Origin of the sequence: Streptomyces gardneri (assembly GCF_006539185.1) — a bacterium.
GTDB classification, from domain to species: Bacteria; Actinomycetota; Actinomycetes; order Streptomycetales; family Streptomycetaceae; genus Streptomyces; species Streptomyces gardneri.
Genome location: NZ_BJMN01000006.1, coordinates 93370 through 116375, shown reverse-complemented (window position 1 = coordinate 116375; position 23006 = coordinate 93370). Strand labels below are relative to the sequence as shown.

Here is a 23006-nt window from a genome sequence, read left to right as displayed (position 1 = left end):
CACACGTCACCCACGGGCCCCCAGGCGGCGCTTCCCGTACGCGACGGTGAGGACGGCGAGCAGCGGCCCCCACAGGACGAGCGGGGTGTAGCAGACGTAGTAGGAGGCGGCCTCCCAGCCGCCGGCCTCGCTCGGGAAGTCCTTGGGCAGGGCGTCGCCCCGGATCGTGGTGCCCATGATCTCGGTGAAGGCGCTGAGAACGGTCCACAGGAGCGTGAGGGCCGTGGCGCCGAGGGCGGCCGGGACGAGCACCGCCGCCGGGGGGATCCGGCGGCCCCGCACGAACGGGACCCAGCCGGGGACCACTTCGCCCCAGCGGGCGATCAGCCCGATCGCGGTGAACGCGACCGCCTCGGAGAAGACGGAGAGGAAGACGACGTACAGCCGTTCGCCGATCCCGATCCCGGCGTCGAAGGCCGCGGGGAGCCGCCAGAGGCTCGACGGGAGGACGGTGAACGGCACGGCGTAGGCGAGGAGCCGCGTCCGCCGGGACACTCCGGACACGGGCGCGTGGGCCGCCCGCCAGGCGACCCGGAACCGGCCGGGGCCGCCGGGGCCACCGGGGTTGTCGGCGCGGTCGGCGCGGTCGGCGCGGTCGGCGGACGGTGCTTCGGTGCGCCGGATTCGCTGCTGCTGCATGCGCGGTCCTCCGTGGCGGTGGGCCGCCGAGCGGCCCGTTCGCTCCCGACGATCCCGGACGGGGCCCGCCGGGGAATCACGCCCCGGACCGAACCCGCTCCCCCGCACGGCCGAGACGGCGGTACGCCCGGAGGGGGGTACGGCCCCCGCGCGGCCGTCACTTCGCGGAGGTCGCGCCTCCGAAGCCGCCGCGGAGTGTGGCCCGGCCGCCGTCGTCGTTCGTCAGGACGACGGTGTACGTGTCGGCCGAGGCGTCCCGTACCCCCTCGGCGTGGTTGTACTGGACCGCGAAGACATGGCGGCCCGGCGGTACCGTGCGGCCCGGCTTGAGGGTCCACCGGTAGAGCAGGGCACCCGGCTCCTCGGTGACCGTCACGGTGAAGTCCTCGGCGGGGCGCGTGCGCCAGTGGCCCGTGCTCACGACACCGGCCGTGCGGGCGACCCGCACGTCGACGACGAGGCCCGAGACCGGAGTCTCCGTCGTCACGGTGAGATCGCCCTGCGCCCACCAGCGGTTGCTGCCGGGGTCGATGGTGCCGGCCGCGGCGGCCACCGGGCCCGGCGCGGGCAGCCGCGAAGCGGGGGCGGCCGGCCCCCGGTCCAGCGTGGTCACGGCGAATCCGCCGACGCCGACCACCCCGGCGACGGCCACCGCCACGGCCACGGCGGCCGTCCAGCGCCTGCCGGTCCACGCGACGGACCTCGGGCCGACCGCGCGGGGCCGCCGGGACGCCTGCGGCGGGGCGGCCAGGCCCCGCTCCACCCGGGCGAGCATGCGGGCGTGGTCGGGCTGGTGGGCGAGCCCGGCCTCGCGCAGCTCGCGGCGCAGCTGCTCCTGGTCCATCAACGCCTCCCCGCGACGAGTTCGGTGGCGGCCCGGTCGCCCAGCAGGCGCTGGAGCTCGGCCATCCCCTTGGCGGTCTGGCTCTTGACCGTACCGACCGAGATCCCCAGGGCGAGCGCGGTGTCGCGCTCGGAGAGGTCGAAGGCGTGCCGCAGCACCACGCAGGCGCGCTTGCGGAAGGGCAGGGAGCGCAGCGCCGTCCGTACGTCGAGGACGGCCGGGACGTCGGGGTCCTCGACGTGGTCCGGGCGCCGGTCCCAGAACGCGGCGATCCGGCGCCGCTCGCGCACGGTGCCCCGGATCCGGGTGCGGACGAGGTTGGCGACGACGCCCCGGGCGTAGGCGGCGGGGTGATCGGCGGCGCGGACCCGGTCCCAGCGGTGCCACAGGGCGAGCATGGCGTCGGCGGCGAGGTCGTCGGCGGCGTCGGTCTCGCCGGTCAGCAGGTGCGCGAGGCGGGCGAGTTCGGCGTAGTGGCGCGCGAAGAAGGCCCGGAACTCCGTCGCGCTGTCGTCGGTGTCAGCGTCCACCGTGACCACGACGGCCCTCGGTGGACGCGACCTGCGATTCGGTCGGTTCGGCGCCCGACGCCGTGCCCGCACCCGTACCCGCACCCGCACCCGTGCCCGCGACCGCACGAGTGGCGCCCGCCGCCGGCCCCGTGCTCGCGCGCTCGGTCAGTAGGGGCGCGATCAGTTCCGTACCGCGCGCGGCCTCTCCCCGGAGGCGGGCGACGAGCCGTTCCACGGCGAGCCGCCCCATCTCCTGGGCGGGTACGGAGACCGCGGTGAGCGGGACGGAGGCGTGGACCGCGACCTGGTCGGGGCAGATGGCGGCGACGGAGACGTCCTCGGGGACCGCGCGGCCCTGGTGGCGCAGGAGCGCGAGCAGCGGTTCGACGATGGCCTCGTTCTGGACGACGAGGGCCGTGGTGCCGGGGCGTTCCTCGAAGATACGGGTCACGGCGGCGGCGACGGCCGCGTAGGTGCCCTCGACCGGCCGGTGGAGCAGCCCGACGCCGTGCGCCTCGGCGGCGGCCCGCAGCCCGGTGAGCGTGCGGGCGGCGAAGCCGGTGCCCCGCGCGTAGACGGCGGGCGGCTCGCCGAGGACGGCGATGCCGGTGTGGCCGAGGCCCGCGAGGTGCTCGACGCAGCGCGCGCCGGCGGCCTCGAAGTCGAGGTCGACGCAGTCGAGAACGGTCGAGTCGGCGGAGTCGACGGTGTCGGCGGACGCGGCGGGGAGCCCGATGAGGACGGCGGGACGCTCGGCCTCCCGGAGGCAGGGCAGCCGGGGGTCGTCGAGCTCGACGTCCATGACGATCATGGCGTCGGCGATGGCGCTGCCCTCCACCCGGCGGACGGCCTCGGGGCCCTCCTCGCCGGTGAGCAGCAGCACGTCGTAGCCGTGGGAGCGGGCGGTGGTGGTGACGGCCATCGCGATCTCCATCATCACCGGCACGTAGAGCCCGGTGCGGAGCGGCATCATCAGGGCGAGGATGTCGGTCCGGCTGCTGGCGAGCGCGCGGGCGCCGGCGTGCGGCCGGTAGCCGAGGGCGTCGATGCTGTGCTGGATCCGCTCGCGCGTGGGGGCGGATATGGAGCGCTTGCCGCTGAGCACGTAGCTGACGGTGCTGGCCGACACCCCGGCGTGGCGGGCGACATCGGCGAGGGTGACCACGTGCGCGCTCCTCGGCAGTTCCCGGTGTTCCGGGCGACCGCCCGACGGTGATGGTTCCGGGCGACCGCCCGTTGATCCGGCTCCCGACCCTAAGCGGCTGCTCGACGAGCTGTCCAGGCGGGTCGCGAAGAGTCCAAGGGTCCGGTGGCCGCGCGGGGTTGTGCGCCGGTCTCCCGCGCGATGGGATGGATCTCGGACGGAAAGCGCTTTCTGCATCACTGACCTCTCCTTTCCCTCCCACACACTCCTTTCACTCACTCCGTCAGGAGCACCATGGACGCCCTGCCCTGGTACGAAGACCTCTCCCCCGGCCGCGGCACGCTCCCGCCCCGCGCCTGGTACGCCGGCTCCGACGCCGCCGCCTTCTCCCTGAACGGTTCCTGGGGCTTCCGCCTCTCCCCCACCGCCGACGCCGAGTACGAGTCCTTCGCCGCCCCGGACTTCGACGCGAGCGGCTGGAGCGCGATCACCGTCCCGGGCCACTGGGTGCTCCAGGGCAAGGAGAAGGAGTACGGCGGTCCCGCGTACACCAACGTCCAGTACCCCTTCCCCGTCGACCCGCCCCGGGTCCCCACCGAGAACCCGACCGGCGACCATCTGCGCCGCTTCGACCTGCCCGACGGCTGGCCGGCGGACGGCCGGGCCGTCCTCCGCTTCGACGGGGTCGAGTCCTGCGCCCGGGTCTGGCTCAACGGCACGGAGCTCGGTGACTTCAAGGGTTCGCGGCTGGCCCACGAGTTCGCCGTGGGACACCTCCTGAAGGCCCGGGACAACGTCCTCGCGCTCCGCGTCCACCAGTGGTCCTCCGGCTCCTACCTGGAGGACCAGGACCAGTGGTGGCTGCCGGGCGTGTTCCGTGACGTGACCCTGCTGCACCGGCCGGCGGGCTCCCCCGGCGACTTCTTCACGCACGCCTCGTACGACCACACCACCGGCACCGGCACCCTGCGCGTCGACTGCGACGTGCCCGGCCGCGTGACCGTGCCCGAGCTCGGTCTCGACCTCGCCACCGGAGAGGCGGTGACCGTGCCGGTCGAGCCGTGGAGCGCCGAGGCGCCCCGGCTGTACGAGGGCGTACTCACGGCCGGCGGCGAGCGGATCCCGCTGCGGATCGGCTTCCGGACCGTGGCCGTGGAGGACGGGGTCATGAAGGTCAACGGCCGCCGGATCCTCTTCCGTGGCGTGAACCGCCACGAGTTCCACCCGGAGCACGGCCGGAGCCTGGACCTCGCAACCATGCGCGAGGACGTGCAGCTGATGAAGCGTCACAACATCAACGCCGTGCGCACGTCCCACTATCCGCCGCATCCGGCCTTCCTCGACCTGTGCGACACGTACGGCCTGTGGGTGATCGACGAGGGCGACCTGGAGACCCACGGCTTCCAGGACCTTGGCTGGCGGGGCAATCCGGTCGACGACGAGCGCTGGACCCCCGCCCTGCTCGACCGGGCGGCCCGGCTCGTCGAGAGGGACAAGAACCATCCCTCGGTGGTCGTCTGGTCGCTCGGCAACGAATGCGGCACCGGCGCCGGTCTGACCGCCATGGCCCGGTGGATCCGCGACCGCGACCCGTCCCGGCTCGTCCACTACGAGGGCGACCGCTCCTGCGCGGACACCGACCTGTACTCGCGGATGTACCCGACGCACGCGGAGGTCGACGAGATCGGCCGCCGGGCCGACGAGGGACCCGAGGCGAGGCGCCGACTCCCCTTCGTCCTCTGCGAGTACGCGCACGCGATGGGCAACGGCCCGGGAGGACTCTCCGAGTACCAGCGGCTGTTCGAGACCTACGAGCGCTGCCAGGGCGGCTTCGTCTGGGAGTGGATCGACCACGGTCTCGTCCACCCGGTCCACGGCCACGGCTACGGCGGCGACTTCGGGGAGGAGGTGCACGACGGGAACTTCGTCTGCGACGGGCTGCTCTTCCCCGACCGGACGCCGTCGCCGGGGCTCGTGGAGTACAAGAAGGTGATCGAGCCGGTACGGATCACCCCCGGCCCGGCGAACTCCGTGCGGGTGGCCAACGGCCACGACGTCGTCGATCTGGCGCATCTCGCCTTCACCTGGTCCTTCCTGGCCGACGGCGAGACCCTCGCCACCGGCCCGCTCGACGTCCCGCCGCTCGCCTCCGGAGCGAGCACGCGGGTGACCCTGCCGACCGCGCCCGCCCACCCGGCGGACGCCGAAACCCTGTGGACCGTCCGGGCGTTGCTCGCGCACGACACGGCGTGGGCGCCCGCCGGGCACGAGGTGGCCTGGGGACAGATCCCCGCCTCCGCGCCGGCCCCCGCACCACGGAAGGCGACCGGTGCGCGGCCCGTCCGCTCGGCCGGCCGGATCACCCTCGGCCCCGCGGTTTTCGACGCCCGTACGGGCGAGCCCCTCGCCGTGGGCCCCCTCCCCGTCACCGGCCTGCGCCTCGACGTCTGGCGGGCACCGACGGACAACGACGAGGGCGCGCCCTGGCAGCCCGACGACCGCCACGGACCGCTCTGGCGCGAGCTGGGCCTGCACCGGATGCGGCACCGCCTCGACGAAGTCGTCCTGGAGGACGACTCCTTGACCGTACGGACCAGGGTGGCGCCCGCCGCCAGGGACTTCGCGCTGCGCACCACGTACCGCTGGACCTCGGACGGCACCGCCCTGAGGCTCTCCGTCGAAGTCGTCCCCGAGGGCGAGTGGCGGGTGCCGCTGCCCCGGCTCGGCGTCAGGCTCGGGCTGCCGGCCGCCCTGGACCGGGCCGTCTGGTACGGCGCCGGGCCGGGCGAGGCGTACCCCGACACCCGGGCCGCCGCGCGGCTCGGCCGCTGGGAGGCTGCCGTGGACGCGCTCCGGACCCCGTACCTGCGACCGCAGGAGAACGGATCCCGGGTCGACACCCGATGGCTGGAGCTGACCTCGGGGAGCGAGGGCGTGCGGGTGGAGGGCGATCCCGCCTTCGCGTTCACCGCCCGTCGCTGGACCACCGAGCAGCTGGACGCCGCCGCCCACGACACCGACCTCGTCGCGGGCGACACGCTCTGGCTGCACCTGGACCACGCCCAGCACGGCATCGGCTCGCAGTCCTGCGGACCGGGTGTGCTGCCGGAGTACCGGCTGGACGCGGCCGCGGCGACGTTCGCCCTGACCTTCACCCCCGTGGCGCGTTAGTCAGCGGAGCAGCCGGTCCGGGAGGATGTCCCGGGCCCGCAGCTCCGCGGCGACGAGGGCCGCGTACTCCGTGGCCCCGCGGACCGAGGTGTGGGTGTTGTCCCGCTTCTCGGTCGTCAGGTAGAGCGCCTTGGAGGCCTCGGGCCCCAGCTGTTCGACCCGCGCCTTCGTGAGGGCGGTGAGGTCGATCAGCGGGGTGCCGAGGGAGGCCGCGAGGGCGCGGATCTCGGCCGGGTGGTCGACGCCGAGGCCGTTGACGAGCAGCGCGATGCCGTTGTCCAGGGTGCCGTCGGCGTTGAACCAGCGGCGGACGATCGGGGTGACCAGGACGGGTTCGCCGCCCCGGGCCCGTACCCGCTCGACCAGGCTGGTCAGATTGGCGCGGTAGGTGGCCGCGTCGGTCTGCTTGTCGTTGTGGGCGAGCTGGATCAGGACGGGGTCGCCGGGGCGGATCGCCGCCTCGACCGTGTCGAAGAGCGCCGGGTTCGCCAGGAAGGTGACGGTGCTCTCGCCGGAGTCGGCGTGGTTGGCGACGGCGATCCCGCGCCCCAGGTGGACGGGGAGCCGCTGCCCCCAGCCGGTGTACGGGTCGCCCGGCTGGTCGCAGACGGTGGAGTCGCCCACGAGGAAGAGGCGCCGGGCGGCGGGGGCGGGGGTGACCCGGAGCGCGGTGACGCGCGGGGCGGCGCCGCCGAGGACCAGGTCGAGGCCGGGGCTGCCGGCGGGCCCGGTGGGCTCGCCCTCCGGTTCGCGGACGTCGACCGTGAACGAGCGCCGGACGGTCCGCCCCGCCGCGGTGGCGGTCTCGGCGAGCAGGGCGCGCCGGGTCTCGCCGGTGACGGCGGTGGAGCCGGCGGTCTCGCCGCCGAGGGTGACGGTGACGTCGTACGTGCCGGGGGCGACGTCGAAGTGGCAGGCGAGCGCGCCGGTCGCGGTGGCGGCGCAGTGGTCGAGGCCCTGGCCGTACGGGCCGTCGGCGTGGGCTGTGGGGGCGGCGGCGAGCGACCCGAGGAGGGTCGCGGCGGCGGCGAGGAGCGCGGTCCTTCGCATGGTGGTCCTCTCGGGTCTCAGGCGGGGAGGTGGTCGCCGACGAGGGCGAGGTTCTGGATGGCGGCCAGGCCGTACAGGGCGGTGGTGTTGGTGCTGATCCACAGGTGCTCGTAGCCGGGTTCGAGGGCGGCGGAGCCCTGGACGGGTGTCTTGTCCCAGACCATGGCCGCCGTGTAGCCGTCGCTCTTGTCGAACTTGGCCCAGGCGCGCTGCGCGAGCTTGGTGTCGTTCAACTGGGCGGCGGCGTAGGCGTCCTGGCGCGAGTGGCCCTGGAAGAGGAGGAGGGTGCCGAAGTTCTTGCCGTAGCGGGCGGCCTGTTCGGTCTTGGAGGCGTTGAAGTAACGGCAGTAGTCGAGCCAGGCGGCCTTGAACTGCGGCATGTCGACGAGGTCGATGAGTTCGGCGCACATCTCGACGAGGCCGAACATGGCGGAGAGGTGGGAGACGCCGACGACGGGTTCGGTCGCGACGGCGAAGCGGCCGGTGTCGAGGTCGTAGAGACCGGCGCCCTGGACGAAGCCGTTGGGCTGGGCGGCGATGGTCTCCATGGTGGAGCGCAGCCGGGCCTCGGCCTTGGCGGCCTTGGGGCCGCCGCGCTCCCACTCGGTGAGCCAGGCGGCGGCGAGGCCGCTCCAGTCGGTGCCGAAACCGATGGAGAGGGCGTGGCGGTCGGGCGTGTACGGCTCGGTGCGGATCTTGCGGATGGGGTCGAGGACGAGGAAGGTCTCGTCGGAGTCGACGAGGTCGTGCATGAGGTCGCCGACGCGTTCGTCGGCGGTGAGGAAGTAGTACGGGCGCCGGTACACGGCGGTGGAGATGCGCTGCTGCTTGGCGCTGCAGGCGAAGTGCTGGACGCCGTGGCGGGTGCCGAGCCCGGCCCACTGGCCGATGTGGTAGACGTCGACCTCGCCGGTGTGGCGGGTCATGGCCTCGGCGAACCGGAAGACGTCGGCGCGGCCGGAGCGCAGGTAGGCGTACCAGAGCCACAGGTCGGGCGAGAGCTCGGAGTTGTCCCAGGCGTAGCCGCCGACGTCGTACCGCCACTGGTGCCGGTCCTCGTCGTAGGTGTGCATGATGTCGCCGTAGTCCCAGAAGCCGTACCAACGGCGCTGCTCCGCCTGGTCCTTGTAGTAGGTGAAGAGGTAGTCGAGGTGGTCCTCGATCTTCGCCTTGGCGGGGGTGGAGCGGTCGACGGGCGAGAAGAGTCCGCCGAACACCCGGGCGCGGACGAGGTCTTCGGGGGCGACGGCGAGCTGCGGCGGGGTGCTGACGGCGGCGGACTGGGCGACGAGGGTCTCGGCGGCGGGGGTGGCGGCGTTGGCCCAGAACATCAGCTCGCTGGTGCGGGCGATGCCGTACGGGGTGCCGAAGCCGGGCTCGTAGTCCTCGTAGGTGATGTTGAGGCCTTCGAGCTGCTCGGGGAAGGCGTCCTGGCCCATACCGTCGTGGTAGAAGCGCAGGTCCATGGGCTGGGCCTCGGGCGACCAGAGCCAGAGGGTGACCTCGGCCTCGTCGCCGGCGGCGCCCCGGATGTCGAGCTGGGCCGGGTGCTTCTGCCAGAAGTCCCGCAGGCCGAAGGAGAGTCCGCCGGTCACGCCGCCGACGTAGCCGAAGCCGTTCGCGCGGCGGCCGCCGCCGGCCGGGATCCAGCCGTGGCCGGCCTTGGTGCGCTTGCGCAGGGCGAAGCCGTCGGCGGAGAGCTGGGAGAGGGTGTAGTCGCCCCAGGTGGGGACGTACTGCATCCGGGTCGTGACGCGCTGGTCCCAGGTGGCGGGGTCGGGCAGCTTCTCGCCCTTGACCTGGGCCGTGCGGACGGCCGCGCCGGGGTCGCGGCGCAGGCCGGTGATGCCCTGGACGGCCTCGGTGAGGAAGCCCGCGCCCTCGCCGGCGATGCGGACGTGCCGGTCGTAGGCGGCATCACGCATGGGGACGGTGAAGCGGACGCCGAGGCCGCGGACGAAGTCCTTGTTCTGGTCGCCGTCGTAGGTGATGGTGTGGACCATCCGGAAGGACTCGGAGCCCGCGTAGAAGTAGAGACGCACGGAGAATGGCAGCCAACTGCGGCTCCCCTTGCGGTGCTTGCCGTCGATCCGAACGACGGCCCGTACGGGACCGCTCTGTTCGACGACGGCTCCGGAGATCTCCCCGTCGAACCGCTCCCACTTCTCGTTGCCCTGATCGCCGTCGTCGAGGTCGCTCTGCCGGAGCAGGACAAGCCGCCCGTCGGTGGCGATCTTCACTCCGTCGCGGGTGACGGATTCGACGAGCTTCCCGCCGTCCTTCCAGATGACGGCGCGGACCGTGCCGGTGTCGACGGTGATCCTGCGCCCCGTCTCGGTGACGGAGACGGTCTTCGCGGCGGTGGCGGGGGTCCCGGGGGCGAGGGTGAAACGCTCGGCCCCGGCGGCCTCGGGCCCGACGGCGTGCGCGGTCCACTTGAGGGAACCGTCGGGCCAGCGGGCGGTGGTCCAGGTCTGCACGGGGACGTCGGCGCCGTCGGCGGTGGTGAGCGCGAAGGCCTGGTCGCCGGGGTGGACGCCCTGGGGCCAGGCGGCCCCGAAGGTCGACCCGGCGGCGGCCCCGAGCCCACCGGGCTCCAGCCAGCTCACGGTGGAGGGCCGGTCGGCCGCCGGCGTCTCGGCGGACACGGCGGCCTGGGCGCCTCCGCGCCCGAGAACCCAACTGAACTGCGCGGCGGCACCGGCGACGGCGGCGGCCTTGAGGAGGGAGCGACGAGGTAGGGAGGACACGGAATCTCCTTTCAGGGGCATGCGTGACGGCATGCCTGCGGAAGCGGGTTACGGGGGGCCGCCTCGGTCGGCGCGGCCATGGCGCCACGGGGCGGCGTGCTTGGGGGCACCCCGGGCCACCCCCGTGTGGGCACGGGGCACCGGGGCCCGCCCACACCGTGCGGCGGGGGCTGTCCGGGTCACCTCCGTATGGCGGGGGCTTTCCGGGTCGCCTCCGTGCTCGCACCGGGGGGAACCCGGGCCACCCCCGTGCGAGCACGGGGCACCCGGGCCCGCCCACCCCCCGTGTGGGCATTCGTCCCGCTGGGGCTGGGGGTCCCCCCTCTGGGGGAGGGTGGGCACACGGGACGGCGCCCTTCGCGGGCGCCTCCGCCCCCTGTACCGGCCCGCACCATCAGCGAGCCGCGCACCGGGTGCGGGTCAAGGCGCGGAAGCCTCTGGCGCCGGCAAGGGCGCCGTCCCGTTGTGCCCACCCTCCCCCAGAGGGGGGGGACCCCCAGCCCCAGCGGAACGACAGCCCACAACGGCGGGTTCGGCGCGGCCGGGAGTGGCCGTGGCCCCGGGAGTGTGGGTCAGCGCGGCACGGTTCCGCGGTGTTCGGCCGCCACCGTGGCGGCGACGAGGATGCCGAGGGCCGGCAGGGCCAGAGGGGCGGAGAACCAGGCCGAGGCGGCGATCACCGCCAGGCCGCAGACCACGAGGAAGGAGCCCGCGGGGTCGCGCAGCGCCCGGCGGGCCGCCGGGCCGAGGAGGGCCCGCCACCGCAGGTCCGGGCGCCAGGCCGTGGCCGCCCGCAGGACGGTGACCGTCAGCCAGAGCGCCGCCAGGATCGCGAGGGCCCCGGTCGCGCGCCCGCCGGGCACCGGCAGCGCCCGTACGAGAGCGAGGTCGGCGGCCACCAGGGCGAGGGCGGCCCCGTAGGCGATCCCCGCCGACCAGCCCCCGCCCCGGAGGGCGGCGCGGAGGTCGGTCGCGAAGAACCGCAGGCCGGCCTGCTCGTCACCGGTCCAGCGCCGCAGGTGCGCCGCACCGGCGGCGAGCGCCGCCGGCAGCGTCACCAGGGGCAGCGCGGCGACGGCGATCCACACCCCCACAAGCAGGCACTCGGCGAAGACCCCGAATCCCGCCAGGAACCGGCCCCGCGGACGCGCGCTCATCCCTTGAGGCCCGACGTGGCCATGCCGTCGATGAGGTACCGCTGGAAGGCGAGGAAGAAGGCGACCACCGGGAGCAGCGCCACCAGCGACATCGCGATCATGCCTCCGTAGTTGGCGACGCCGTCCTGGTCGACGAACATCTTCAGACCGAGCGAGACCGTGTACTTCTCGGGTTCGTTGAGGTAGATCAGCGGACCCATGAAGTCGTTCCACGCGTTGATGAACGTGAAGATCGCGCTGGTGATGAGGGCCGGCCGGCACAGCGGCAGCACGATCGACCAGTACGTCCGCAGGTGCCCGCAGCCGTCGAGGCGGGCGGCCTCGTCGAGCTCCTTCGGCAGCCCGCGCATGAACTGGAGCATCAGGAAGACGAAGAAGGCGTCCGTCGCCAGGTACTTGCCGAGCAGCAACGGTGTGTAGGTGTTGATCAGTTCGAGCTTCTGGAAGAGCACGTACTGCGGGATGAGCAGCACGTGGTACGGCAGGAGCAGCGTGCCGATCATCAGGGTGAAGAGCACTCCGCGGCCGGCGAAGCCGATCTTGGCGAAGGCGTACGCGGAGAGCGAGCTGGAGATCAGCACGCCCACCACCGAACCGACCGCCAGGAAGAGGGAGTTGCCGAAGAACGTGGAGATGGGGATGTCGGCGATGCCGTCGGCGAGCCGCCGGTAGTTGTCGGTGAGGGGGTCGGCGGGGAAGAGGGTCAGGCTGCCGACGATCTCGTCGTTCGGTTTGAAGGAGCCGCCGATCACCCACACCACGGGGTAGAGGATGACGGCGAGCACGGCCAGGGATCCGAGGTGCCAGGCGATCGAACCCGCCGTGCGGGCCTTCGCGGCGCCCCCGGTCGTACGTGTGGCGAGGCTCATCGGGCCCCCTCCTCGTAGTGCACCCAGCGCCGCTGGGACCAGAACAGCACCGCGGTGACCAGGCCGACGGCGAGCAGCAGCATCCAGGCCATCGCCGAGGCGAGACCCATCCGGCTGTTCTCGAAGCCCTGGATGTAGAGGTAGCAGGTGTAGACGAGCGTGCCGTCGGCCGGCCCGCAGGCGTTGCCCTGGCTGCCGATGATGTAGGCGGAGCCGAAGATCTGGAAGGAGTGGATGGTCTCCAGGAGGACGTTGAAGAAGAGCACCGGGGAGATCATCGGCAGGGTGATGTGCCAGAACCTCCGCCACGGGCTCGCCCCGTCGACCTGCGCCGCCTCGTACAACTCCCTGGGCACCTGCTTGAGTCCGGCCAGGAAGATGACCATGGGGGCGCCGAACTGCCAGACGGTCAGGGCGACCAGGGCGTAGATGATGCGGTCGGGGTCGCCGATCCAGCCTCCGGCGTCCATGCCGAAGACCTGCTGGGCGCGGTCGACGGCGGCGCCGTCGGAGAAGATCGCGCGCCAGACGATGGCGATGGAGACGCTGGCCCCGATGAGCGAGGGCGCGTAGAACGCGGCCCGGTAGAAGCCCTGTCCGCGCCGGCTCTGGTTGAGCAGCAGGGCGACGCCGAGCGCCGCGGCCAGTTTCAGCGGGGTGCCGATCACCACGTACCAGCCGGTGATCTCGACCGAGGTGCGCCAGCGGGGGTCGCCGAACATCTCCGTGAAGTTGTCGAGGCCGATCCACTGCGGGGCGTCGAAGAGGTTGTAGTCGGTGAAGGCGAAGTAGAGCGAGGCGACCATGGGACCGGCGGTGAGCAGGAGGAAGCCCGCGATCCAGGGGGACATGAAGAGGTAGCCCGCGAGGTTCTCGCGGCGGGCCCGGTGGGGGCGGGGCGTGCGGCCCGCCGCCCGGGGCGGTCGCCCTGCGCCGGACGGGGGGTCCGCGGGTGCGGTCCTCCCGTCCGGGCCGGTCGCCGGCACGGGGTGCGGCGTGGGGGTCGGTGCGGAGGTCACGGCGGCGTCCATCAGGAGGAGAGCGCCGTCTTCGCCTCGGTGAAGTACTGCTTCACCGCGTCCGCGACCGGTCGCTCGCCCAGGGACATCTCCTCGGCGAGCCGCATGAACGCGGCCTCGCAGACGTCGGCGCCGGCCGGGTGCGGGGTGATCGGCTCCAGGACGCGGGACTCGACGAGCTGCTTCTCGTACGCGGCGATCTGCTTGCCGACCTCGTCGGTCGGCACGTACGCCTGGTACTGGGCGTCGGTGGCCGGGACGCCCCGGTCGTATCCCATGATCTTCCCGACCTCGGGGTCGTGGACCATGAAGTCGATGAACTGGGCGGCTTCCTTGGGGTGCTTGGTGCGCTTGGAGGCGCTGAGCATGAGGGAGCCGAGGTACTGGCCGGTCTTGCGGCCGTCCGTGGTGGGGATGGGGGCGAGGCCGTACCGGCTCTTGCCCTCGGCGGTGTAGCGGACGGCGAAGTTGTCCCAGGTGAACTCGCAGCCGGCGAGTTCGGCGGTGACCGCCGACTTGGGCTTGGCCGGGATGGTCTTCTTCGGGTCGGCGTAGATGCCGGACTTCACCCGCGCCGCGGCCTTGGTCCACCAGTCCGTCAGGTCCGCCTCGGTGAAGCCCAGGCCGGAGGTGGTGAAGAAGGCCTTGCCCTGCTGGCGCAGGTAGAGGTCGTACAGGTACATGATCCCGTACGGGCCCGCGTCGCCGGCCCTGCCCTGGGTCTGCTGGATCTTGGTGAGGGCCGCGTGGTACTCGTCCCAGGTCCAGCCGGGCTTCGGGGTGACGCCGGCCTTGGTGAAGACGGCCTGGTCGACGACGAGGGCCATCGAGTTGCTGCCGACGGGGACGCCGAGCAGCTTGCCGTCGACCTCGCCGAACTTCTCCAGGCCGGCCCGGAAGCCGTCGAGGCGGAGGTTCCCCGCCCCGGCCTGCTCACGCAGGTCGAGGAGGACGTTCTTCGCGTCGTACTTGCGGAGGAAGCCGATGGCGTTCTGGAAGACGTCCGGCGCGTTGCCGCCGGACGCCTGGGTGTTGAACTTCTTCCAGAAGTCGGCGTAGGGCTGGAAGTCGGTCTTGATCTTGATCTTCGGGAACTTCTTCTCGAAGAGCGCGATCGACTGGTTGATCCGCTTGGCCCGGTCCTCCGAGCCCCACCAGCTGTACCGGATCGTGACGGTGCCGTCTCCGGAGCCCGAGCCGGTGCCACAGCCCGCCGCGGTCAGGCCGAGGGCCGCAAGGGAGCCGCCGGCGACCTTCAGCATGCTCCGACGGTCAACAGTGCTTCGAGTGCGCACAGTTCGTCCTCCGCGCGTTAATGGAACGTTTCAGGAAAGCGCTTGCTGGGACAAAGTAGGGTCGTCGGCCAGCCACGTCAACGCTTGTGACCGGATCTTTCGAAGCGCTTCGAATCGACCCAGGCAGGGACCCTTGTGAAAGGATTCAACACGGGGGTGGTCAGGCCAGCCGGATGACGTTCCAGGACATCGGCTCCAGGACCGCCCGCAGCAGCCCGTCGTCGAGCGTCGAGCCGTCCACCGCGTGCGGCAGGACCCGGTCCGGCTCGTCCCGTGTGTTGCGGGCCTCGGGGTCCGCGTCGGCGAGCGCGCTGTGCTCCACGACCCGGTCGAGACCGAGGCCGCGCAGGGTCACCTCCAGCGGCAGGGACGCCTCCCGGTCGCGGTTGACGGCGAAGACCGTCACGGTGCCGTCCTCGGCGCGTACGGCCGTGGCGTGGAGCAGCGGGACCTCCCCGTACTGCGCCGTGGGGTACGCGGGCGCGTCCACGCGGACGTCGAGGACGGTGCCCCTGCCGTGCCGGGAGGCCTGGGCGAAGGGGAAGAAGGTGGTCTGCCGCCAGGCGGGGCCGCCGGGCTCGGTCATGATCGGGGCGATCACGTTGACGAGCTGGGCGAGACAGGCCACCGCGATCCGGTCGGCATGGCGCAGCAGCGTGATGACGAGCGTGCCGAAGACGACGGCGTCGGTGACGGTGTAGACGTCCTCCAGGAGGCGCGGGGCCTCCTGCCAGTCCTCCACCGGGTGCGGGTTGGGCCGGCGCTGGTACCAGACGTTCCACTCGTCGAAGGAGAGAGTCAGCTTCTTCGCGGACTTCAGCCGGGCGCCGACGTGGTCGCAGGTCGCGACGACCTCCTCGATGAAGGCCTCCATCTCGACGGCGGAGGCGAGGAAGGAGTCGCGGTCGCCGTCCACCTCCTCGTAGTAGGCGTGCAGCGAGACGTGGTCGACGACCTCGTACGTCTCCGCCAGGACCGTCGCCTCCCAGGCGGCGAAGGTCGGCAGCCCGCGCGCGGAGCTGCCGCAGGCGACGAGTTCGAGGTCCGGGTCGATGCTCCGCAGGGCGCGCGCGGTCTGCGCGGCGAGCCTGCCGTACTCCTCGGCGGTCTTCTGGCCGGTCTGCCAGGTGCCGTCCATCTCGTTGCCCAGGCACCACAGGCGGATGCCGAAGGGGTCCTTGTCGCCGTGGGCGACGCGGCGGTCGGAGAGCTCGGTGCCGCCGGGGTGGTTGGCGTACTCGACGAGGTCCATGGCCTCGGTGATGCCGCGGGTGCCGAGGTTGAGCGCCATCATCGGCTCGGCCTCGGGTCCGGCCTTCCGCAGGAAGGTCATGAACTCGCTCAGGCCGAAGCGGTTGGTCTCGGTGGACCGCCAGGCGACGTCGAGCCGGCGCGGCCGCTCCTCGACCGGACCGACGCCGTCCTCCCAGCGGTAGCCGGAGACGAAGTTGCCGCCTGGGTAGCGGATCGCGGTGACGCCCAGCTCACGGACGAGCTCCAGGACGTCGGTGCGCAGGCCGTCCTCGTCGGCGGCCGGGTGCCCGGGCTCGTGGATGCCGGTGTAGACGCAGCGCCCGAGGTGCTCGACGAAGGAGCCGAAGAGGCGGGGGTCGACGGGGCCGACGGTGAAGTCGGGGTCGAGGGTGAAGCGGGCGGTGCGCTCGGGGAGTGACACGCGGGTCCCTTTCGTTCGAAATTTCGACCACTGGTCGTGTGTCCGAACGAGAACGTAGGAGCCGGGACTTCGGGCGTCAATGGATCACCGACGGGGCCGGGAACGCGTGAAGGCCGGGCGGCCCCCTCTCGGGGTCCACCCGGCCTCGTCGCACGCGGAGCCGGCTCCATGCGGGGCGGGCTGTTATTCGAGCAGCTCCGCGTACGAGCCCATGGCCAGGGCGATGTCCGCCTGGGCCCAGAACCGGTGGTAGGTGAAGACGGGGGCGGCGCCGCCCGCCAGATAGGCCTCGATCTTCGGCCAGGCCGGGTCGTCCTGGTAGAAGCTGCGGATCGAGGCGAAGGTGGAGGAGGTGTTCACCGCGTCGCCGTTCGGCATGACGCCGGTCCAGCCGCTCGGGACGAACACGGGGTCGTCGAAGCGGTTGTAGTCGGCGCGGGTCTCCTCGACGGCGATGCCCAGCGGGTCCTGGTGGTGGTCCCACATGCCGTCGAGCAGGGCCTTGGCGACGCGCTTGGCCTCGGCGTGGCCGGACTTGGCCGCGTAGTAGGTGAGGGTCTTGGCGTAGGCGGCGGCGACACCGACGTCGTTCGTGTAGTCGGCGACGGTGACGTGCAGCCCGGCGTTGGCGCCGGGGTTCGCCGCGTTCCAGGTGTCGGGCGCGCCGGACCACTGGAGGGTGGAGGGGATGCGGTAGGTGCCGTCCGGGTTGATCGTGGTCTTGGACAGCGCCCAGGAGACCCACTTGTCGAGGACGGTCTTCGCCCCGGCGTCGCCGGTCTGCTGGTAGTACTCGGCGACCCGCTCCATGGACCAGGCCTGGAAGCCGAACCACTGGTTCGACGCCGGGTCGTGGTAGACGGGCTTCTCGTCGTAGAAGAGGCCGTGGAAGGTGGGGGTGCCGGCCGGCGGGGTGGCGTAGCGGCCCTGCCAGCTGTTGGTGGCGCCGCCCGCGATGGCGCCCTCGTCGGACTGGAGCCAGCGGTAGAACTCCAGCTGCCGGTCGAGGCTGGTCGCCCAGTCGGCCGCACCCGTCGTCGACTTGGGCTTGAGCGGGGCGTACTCGCTGAGCGCGTACGCGGCGAGCGGGTTCTGGTAGCCGCCGTGGGCGTGGCTGGAGCCGATCCGCCAGGACCAGCCGGCCGAGGTGTCGGTGGCGCCGCCCCAGGCGTAGTACCAGGACATCAGGTAGTGGGCGCTGTCCTTGCCGGTGCCGGCGGGGCAGGCGGTCGGGCCGACGCAGTTCCCGGCCTTCTTGAAGTACTTGTCGAACATCGCGTACCGCAGGTAGTCACCCATCTTGGCGGCCTTGCCGACCGTCGCGGAGACCTGCGTGCCCTTGCCCTGCTGCTTGGCCCAGAGGTCGGCCCAGTAGGCGGCCTGGACGGCGCGGGCGTCGGCGTCGGGGGCGTTGGTGAACTTCCACTGCTTGGCGTAGGAGGCGTCCCCGGTGAAGAGGTCGAGGTAGCCGTTCTTTCCGCCGTAGGAGAAGTTGTCGCAGGTGGGGTGGGTGACGGTCTCCCAGACGGACTCCTGCGGGCCGCGCTGGAAGGTGTTGATGTAGGAGGGGCCGGTCGCCGTCGGTCCGGCGGAGCACTTGCCGGGTTCGTTGCCGAAGCCGTAGACGTTGTCGACGTCCTGGATCCAGTGCATCCCGTAGATGTCGTCGGTGTTGTAGGCGCTCTTGAGCTCGGCGGCGATCGGGTCGGAGCCGGAGGTCACGCCGGAGTCGAGCCGCGCCGGGTACTGCGAGGGCAGGTCCCACTCGGGGGCGTAGGTCGCCGGCTTGGAGGCGTTGTACGAGCCGGTGGTGGGCGTGTCGGCGTGGGTGGGGATCATGAATTTCTCCATGGTGTCCCAGGCGCCGTTGAACTTGGTCCAGTCGCCGGTGATCTTGCCGTACATGGCCTGGAGCCAGATGAGGTAGCTGTACGCCTCCGAGGTCGTCTCGTGCCCGTGGTCGGGGGCCTCGACGATCAGGGTCTCGACGGAGTGGTACGGGATGCCCTCGGGCGAGAAGTAGCCGTTGGCCGGGTTGGTGATCTTCCCGTGGAGGTCGAGGAAGCGGGCGTCGTACGTGGAGTTCGCGGCCAGCTGGGCCACGGTGACCTCGGCCTTGGCGTGACCGGGGGCGGTCGCGGTGAAGACGGCCGAGCCGGTGCCGGTGGCCGCGGCGGCGACGGTCACCTTCTGGGCGGTGTTCCAGTTCGCCGGGGTGAAGGTGAGGGAGGCCGGAGTCGCGGTGAGGTTGGTGTTGCCGGAGGTACGGGCGACACTCACCGTGACGTTCGCGGTGGGGGCGGTGGAGAGCTTCAGGTCGAAGGTGCCGGTCGCGCCCTGGCGGACGCCGAGCTGACTCGGGGAGGCGACGAGCGCGGCCCCCGCGGCGACGGTGATGCCGACCGGCGCCGATTCGGCGGAGGCGCCGAGGCTGTCGTAGGCCTTGGCGTAGAGGGAGTGGGAGCCGGCGGCGAGGCCCGCCGCGCTGAGGGCGAACGGCGCGGTCGTGTCAGTACCGAGGAGCGTGGTGTCGCTGTAGAACTCCACCTTGCCGACGGTGGCGCCGTCGGCGGCGGCGGCCGTGGCGGCGAGCGGCACCGCGTCGCCCGCGGTGAAGACGGCGCCCGCGGCGGGGCTGGTCAGGACGGCGACCGGCGGCTGGTGGGCACCGGTGCAGAGGGTGCCGTTGACCGCGAAGGCGGTGGGGGCGGCATTGGCCCCGCTGTAGGTGAACTGGGCGCCGGTGGTGGTGGCGGCACCGGCGGCGAGGGTGCCGTTCCAGGACGCGTTGGTCACCGTGACGTTCTTGCCGGACTGGGACCAGTTGCCGCTCCAGCCGTTGGTGAGCTTCTGGTCGCCGGCGTAGGAGTAGGTCAGCGTCCAGCCGTTGAGGGCTTCGGCCGCCCGGTTGGTGAGCGTGAGTTCGGCCGTGAAGCCCGAACCCCAGTCGTTGGTCCTGTAGTCGACGCTGCACTGCACGGATGCGGCCTGGGCGGTGGAGACGGCGCCGACGGCCGTGAGACCCAGGGGGAGGGAGAGGGCCGCGGCCAGCGCGGTCAGTGGCCGACGTGGTCGTAGTCGAGTCATGCGGGTGGTTCTCCTCGCGGCTCGGGAGGATGGGGGGTGCGAAGAGCGGATGAGCCTGTGGGGACAAGCTCTGAACCAGTGGGAGCGCTCCCACTGTGCAGTTGGGCCGCATCGGCGTCAAGGTGTGCGAAGAGTCGAAGGCGGATGACGGGGAAATTTACCCAACCCCTCTTTTCCTTGGCGGCAGTTGACGCTACGGTCTGCCCGACCAGTGGGAGCGAATCCGTCCGGTCGGCACATCGCCAGAGGTGTGCCCTCGCTGCGAGGACTCGCTCATGCGACATCCCCCACGTCTTTCCGCGCTGCTCGCAGGAGCAGCGCTCACGATGGCGAGCACCGCGTTCGCCGTCATGGGTACGGCCTCAGGAGCCGCGGCCGCATCCGTCTGCACAGTGGAGTATTCGGTCGTCGGCCAGTGGGCCGGCGGCTACCAGGGTGCCGTCACCGTCACCAACAACAGCGCGGCGCTGAGTGGTTGGAGCCTCGGCTTCGACTTCCCGGCCGGCCAGGTCGTCAGTCAGGGCTGGGGCGGCAAGTGGTCCCAGTCCGGGGCCTCCGTCACGGTCGTGAACGAGAGCTGGAACGCGGCGCTCGGCACGGGCGCCAAGGTGACGGGCGGCTTCATCGCCTCCTGGACGGGCGCCAACACGGCCCCCACCGCCTTCACGCTGAACGGCACGCCGTGCGACACGGGCGCGCCGCCGACACCGACGCCGACGCCGTCGACCACGACGCCGACGCCGACGCCCACCCCCACCGCCCCGACGACACCACCCACCACTCCCCCGACCACTCCCCCGACCTCACCGCCACCGACTCCCGTCACCGGCGCGCCCGAACTCGGCGTCACAGGCAACAAGTTCACCGACCAGAACGGCGCGGTCCGCCGCCTCCTCGGCGTCAACCGCTCCGGCGGCGAGTTCATGTGCGTCCAGGGCTACGGCTTCTTCGACGGCCCCGTCGACGACGCCTCGGTCAAGGCCATCGCCGACTGGAAGGCCAACACGGTCCGCATCCCCCTCAACGAGGAGTGCTGGCTCGGCCTGGACAACATCAAGCCCGAGTACCGGGGCGCGAACTACGTCAACGCGGTCAAGGACCTCGTGACCAAGGTCCTCGCCCACGGCATGACCCCGGTCGTCGAACTGCACTGGACGCACGGCCAGTACACGGGCAACTCGGCGGGCTGCTCCGACGTGCACGCCTCCTGCCAGAAGCCGATGCCGGGCGCCCAGTACACCCCGGCGTTCTGGACCTCGGTGGCGAACACCTTCAAGAACGACAAGCGGGTCGTCTTCGACCTGTTCAACGAGCCCTACCCGGACCGGGCGACCTCCACCGCGACCCAGGCCTGGTCCTGCTGGCGCGACGGCGGCACCTGCCCCGGCATCGGCTACGAGGTCGCCGGCATGCAGGACCTGGTGGACGCGGTCCGTGCCACGGGGGCGAAGAACCTGGTTCTCGTCCCGGGCATCGCGTACTCCAACGACCTGAGCCAGTGGCGCGCGTACAAACCCACGGACCCGGCGGGCAATCTGGCCGCCGCCTGGCACGTCTACAACTTCAACACCTGCGCCGACGAGACGTGCTGGAACAACACCCTCGCCCCCGTGGCCGCCGAGGTTCCTCTCCTCGCGGGCGAGATCGGTGAGAACACCTGCGGACACGCGTTCATCGACCGCGTCATGAAGTGGTTCGACGACCGCGGCCTCTCGTACCTGGGCTGGACCTGGAACACCTGGAACTGCAACTCGGGTCCCGCACTGATCAGTTCGTACGACGGCACCCCCACCGCATTCGGCATCGGGCTGCGCGATCACCTGCGCGCCCTCACCCCGTGAAGTCCCTCGCGAGTCCCTGGCGAGTCCCTCGCGAATCCCTCGTGAATCCCTCGTGAATCCCCGGAAAGGAACCCCCACCCGCATGAGCCGCACCAGAAGCACCAGCCGTACCGCCCTCCTGGCGGCACTCGGCCTCATCACGGCCACCGGCGCGACCGCCACGGTCCTCGGCACCGCCACCGCCGGCGCCGCAGCCCCCGGCTGCAAGGTGGACTACCAGATCACCAACCAGTGGAACACCGGCTTCGGCGCCAACGTGACCGTCACCAACACCGGTGACCCGGTCGCCTCCTGGACCGTCGAATGGTCCTACGCCGGCAACCAGCAGGTCACCCAGGGCTGGAACGCCACCATCACCCAGTCCGGCGCCGCCGTCACCGCCAAGAACGTCTCCTACAACGGGACGCTCGCCACGGGCGGCTCCACCTCCTTCGGATTCAACGGCTCCTACACCGGTACGAACGCGGTGCCGGCCACCTTCACCCTGAACGGGGTCGTCTGCAACGGCGCCACTCCGACGACGCCGCCGACCACCCCGCCCACGACGCCGCCGACCACTCCCCCGACCACGCCTCCCACCACACCGCCGGTCGGGACCAAGGCCGACAACCCGTACGCCGGCGCCAAGGTGTACGTGAACCCCGAGTGGGCCGCGAAGGCCGCCGCCGAGCCGGGCGGCACCAAGGTCTCCAACCAGCCCACCGGTGTCTGGCTCGACCGGATCGCCGCCATCAACGGCTCCGCCACCTCGATGGGCCTGCGCGCCCACCTCGACAAGGCCCTGGAGCAGAAGGGCTCCGGCGAGCTCGTCGTCCAGCTGGTCGTCTACAACCTGCCCGGCCGCGACTGCGCCGCGCTCGCCTCCAACGGCGAGCTGGGCCCGACGGAGATCGGCCGTTACAAGACCGAGTACATCGACCCGATCGCCGCGATCCTCGCCGACTCCAAGTACGCGGGCCTGCGGATCGTCACCACGGTCGAGATCGACTCGCTGCCCAACCTGGTCACCAACGTCTCCGGCCGCCCGACGGCCACCGCCAACTGCGACGTCATGAAGGCCAACGGCAACTACATCACCGGTGTCGGCTACGCGCTCAAGAAGCTGGGCTCGATCGGCAACGTCTACAACTACATCGACGCCGGACACCACGGCTGGCTGGGCTGGGACGACAACTTCGGCCCCTCCGCCGAGCTGTTCAAGCAGGCCGCCGTGGCCGAGGGCTCCACGGTCGACAACGTGCACGGCTTCATCGTCAACACCGCCAACTACAGCGCCCTGAAGGAGGACCACTTCACCATCAACGACAGCGTCAACGGCACCTCCGTGCGCCAGTCGAAGTGGGTCGACTGGAACCGCTACACCGACGAGCTGTCCTACGCCCAGGCGATGCGCGCCAAGCTGGTCTCGATCGGCTTCAACAGCAACCTCGGCATGCTGATCGACACCTCCCGCAACGGCTGGGGCGGCACCGCGCGTCCCACCGGCCCGGGCGCCCTGACCAGCGTCGACACCTACGTCAACGGCGGCCGCTACGACCGTCGCATCCACCTCGGCAACTGGTGCAACCAGGCCGGCGCCGGTCTCGGCGAGCGGCCCCAGGCGGCGCCCGCCGCGGGCATCGACGCGTACGTCTGGATGAAGCCCCCGGGCGAGTCCGACGGCGCCAGCAAGGAGATCCCGAACAACGAGGGCAAGGGCTTCGACCGGATGTGCGACCCGACGTACACGGGCAACGCCCGGAACGGGAACAGCATGTCGGGCTCGCTGCCGGACGCCCCGATCTCGGGCCAGTGGTTCTCGGCCCAGTTCCAGGAGCTCCTGAAGAACGCGCACCCGGCGCTGTAGCACCACCCTGCACGAGACACGTCGCGAGACCCTTCGCGAACGCCCTCGTATGAGGCCTGCGGCCGGCCGGACCCCCAGGGTCCCGGCCGGCCGCAACAGTGTTTCCC

Annotated in this window: 15 protein-coding genes; 3 read left to right on the top strand and 12 right to left on the bottom strand. The window is 71.9% G+C overall.

Annotated features, from left to right (window positions below; all coding sequences use genetic code 11):
- Positions 1-6: 6 nt before the first annotated feature.
- The 4 genes from SGA01_RS04935 to SGA01_RS04920 form a co-directional block, all read right to left on the bottom strand.
- A complete protein-coding gene (locus SGA01_RS04935; RefSeq protein WP_141293659.1) occupies positions 7-639 on the bottom strand; it encodes a hypothetical protein in 633 nt (210 codons plus the stop codon).
- Positions 640-796: 157 nt separating this feature from the next.
- Complete coding sequence (locus SGA01_RS04930) at positions 797-1483, bottom strand: hypothetical protein (RefSeq protein WP_141293657.1); 687 nt, start codon at positions 1481-1483, stop codon at positions 797-799.
- Positions 1483-2022, bottom strand: a complete 540-nt coding sequence (locus tag SGA01_RS04925) for a SigE family RNA polymerase sigma factor (protein ID WP_174867208.1) — start codon at positions 2020-2022, stop codon at positions 1483-1485. The genes SGA01_RS04930 and SGA01_RS04925 overlap by 1 nt, the downstream gene beginning before the upstream one ends.
- Positions 2003-3160 (bottom strand): LacI family DNA-binding transcriptional regulator, encoded by a 1158-nt coding sequence (locus SGA01_RS04920; protein ID WP_229918304.1) that lies wholly within the window; start codon positions 3158-3160, stop codon positions 2003-2005. The genes SGA01_RS04925 and SGA01_RS04920 overlap by 20 nt, the downstream gene beginning before the upstream one ends.
- Before the next feature lie 273 nt (positions 3161-3433).
- Between SGA01_RS04920 and SGA01_RS04915 the strand changes: the two genes are divergently transcribed.
- On the top strand, positions 3434-6310 hold the full coding sequence (locus SGA01_RS04915; protein WP_141293653.1) for a glycoside hydrolase family 2 TIM barrel-domain containing protein: 2877 nt from the start codon (positions 3434-3436) through the stop codon (positions 6308-6310).
- Here SGA01_RS04915 and SGA01_RS04910 read toward each other — a convergent pair whose 3' ends face one another.
- The 8 genes from SGA01_RS04910 to SGA01_RS04875 form a co-directional block, all read right to left on the bottom strand.
- Positions 6311-7360 carry a rhamnogalacturonan acetylesterase gene (locus SGA01_RS04910; protein ID WP_141293651.1) on the bottom strand — a complete coding sequence of 350 codons (1050 nt, stop codon included), beginning with the start codon at positions 7358-7360 and terminating at the stop codon, positions 6311-6313.
- Between the two features lie 17 nt (positions 7361-7377).
- Complete coding sequence (locus SGA01_RS04905) at positions 7378-10110, bottom strand: exo-rhamnogalacturonan lyase family protein (protein WP_141293649.1); 2733 nt, start codon at positions 10108-10110, stop codon at positions 7378-7380.
- Between the two features lie 572 nt (positions 10111-10682).
- Positions 10683-11267 carry a hypothetical protein gene (locus SGA01_RS04900; protein ID WP_141293647.1) on the bottom strand — a complete coding sequence of 195 codons (585 nt, stop codon included), beginning with the start codon at positions 11265-11267 and terminating at the stop codon, positions 10683-10685.
- Positions 11264-12136, bottom strand: coding sequence for a carbohydrate ABC transporter permease (locus SGA01_RS04895; protein WP_141293645.1), 873 nt, complete (start codon positions 12134-12136; stop codon positions 11264-11266). Before SGA01_RS04895 ends, SGA01_RS04900 begins: the two co-directional genes overlap by 4 nt.
- On the bottom strand, positions 12133-13167 hold the full coding sequence (locus SGA01_RS04890) for a carbohydrate ABC transporter permease (RefSeq protein WP_141293644.1): 1035 nt from the start codon (positions 13165-13167) through the stop codon (positions 12133-12135). Before SGA01_RS04890 ends, SGA01_RS04895 begins: the two co-directional genes overlap by 4 nt.
- Positions 13167-14417 (bottom strand): ABC transporter substrate-binding protein, encoded by a 1251-nt coding sequence (locus SGA01_RS04885; RefSeq protein WP_141293642.1) that lies wholly within the window; start codon positions 14415-14417, stop codon positions 13167-13169. Before SGA01_RS04885 ends, SGA01_RS04890 begins: the two co-directional genes overlap by 1 nt.
- A 193-nt stretch (positions 14418-14610) precedes the next feature.
- Positions 14611-16125, bottom strand: a complete 1515-nt coding sequence (arfA, locus tag SGA01_RS04880; RefSeq protein WP_141293640.1) for an arabinosylfuranosidase ArfA — start codon at positions 16123-16125, stop codon at positions 14611-14613.
- 183 nt (positions 16126-16308) lie between these two features.
- Positions 16309-19212, bottom strand: a complete 2904-nt coding sequence (locus tag SGA01_RS04875; protein WP_141293638.1) for a glycoside hydrolase family 48 protein — start codon at positions 19210-19212, stop codon at positions 16309-16311.
- Between the two features lie 326 nt (positions 19213-19538).
- On the opposite strand from SGA01_RS04875, the gene SGA01_RS04870 reads away from it, so the two are divergent.
- Positions 19539-21053 (top strand): cellulase family glycosylhydrolase, encoded by a 1515-nt coding sequence (locus SGA01_RS04870; RefSeq protein ID WP_141293636.1) that lies wholly within the window; start codon positions 19539-19541, stop codon positions 21051-21053.
- An 82-nt stretch (positions 21054-21135) separates the two neighbouring features.
- The gene (locus tag SGA01_RS04865) at positions 21136-22899 is read left to right on the top strand and encodes a glycoside hydrolase family 6 protein (RefSeq protein ID WP_141293635.1); all 1764 of its coding nucleotides are present in this window, start codon (positions 21136-21138) and stop codon (positions 22897-22899) included.
- The last annotated feature ends 107 nt before the right edge of the window (positions 22900-23006 follow it).

Bases quoted from the DNA above. Each gene is read 5' to 3' on its own strand.
- SGA01_RS04930 (WP_141293657.1), bottom strand. From the start codon at position 1,483: ATGGACCAGGAGCAGCTGCGCCGCGAGCTGCGCGAGGCCGGGCTCGCC.
- SGA01_RS04900 (WP_141293647.1), bottom strand. From the start codon at position 11,267: ATGAGCGCGCGTCCGCGGGGCCGGTTCCTGGCGGGATTCGGGGTCTTC.
- SGA01_RS04875 (WP_141293638.1), bottom strand. From the start codon at position 19,212: ATGACTCGACTACGACCACGTCGGCCACTGACCGCGCTGGCCGCGGCC.
- SGA01_RS04910 (WP_141293651.1), bottom strand. From the start codon at position 7,360: ATGCGAAGGACCGCGCTCCTCGCCGCCGCCGCGACCCTCCTCGGGTCG.
- SGA01_RS04885 (WP_141293642.1), bottom strand. From the start codon at position 14,417: ATGCTGAAGGTCGCCGGCGGCTCCCTTGCGGCCCTCGGCCTGACCGCG.
- SGA01_RS04895 (WP_141293645.1), bottom strand. From the start codon at position 12,136: ATGAGCCTCGCCACACGTACGACCGGGGGCGCCGCGAAGGCCCGCACG.
- SGA01_RS04890 (WP_141293644.1), bottom strand. From the start codon at position 13,167: ATGGACGCCGCCGTGACCTCCGCACCGACCCCCACGCCGCACCCCGTG.
- SGA01_RS04870 (WP_141293636.1), top strand. From the start codon at position 19,539: ATGGCGAGCACCGCGTTCGCCGTCATGGGTACGGCCTCAGGAGCCGCG.
- SGA01_RS04935 (WP_141293659.1), bottom strand. From the start codon at position 639: ATGCAGCAGCAGCGAATCCGGCGCACCGAAGCACCGTCCGCCGACCGC.
- SGA01_RS04915 (WP_141293653.1), top strand. From the start codon at position 3,434: ATGGACGCCCTGCCCTGGTACGAAGACCTCTCCCCCGGCCGCGGCACG.
- SGA01_RS04865 (WP_141293635.1), top strand. From the start codon at position 21,136: ATGAGCCGCACCAGAAGCACCAGCCGTACCGCCCTCCTGGCGGCACTC.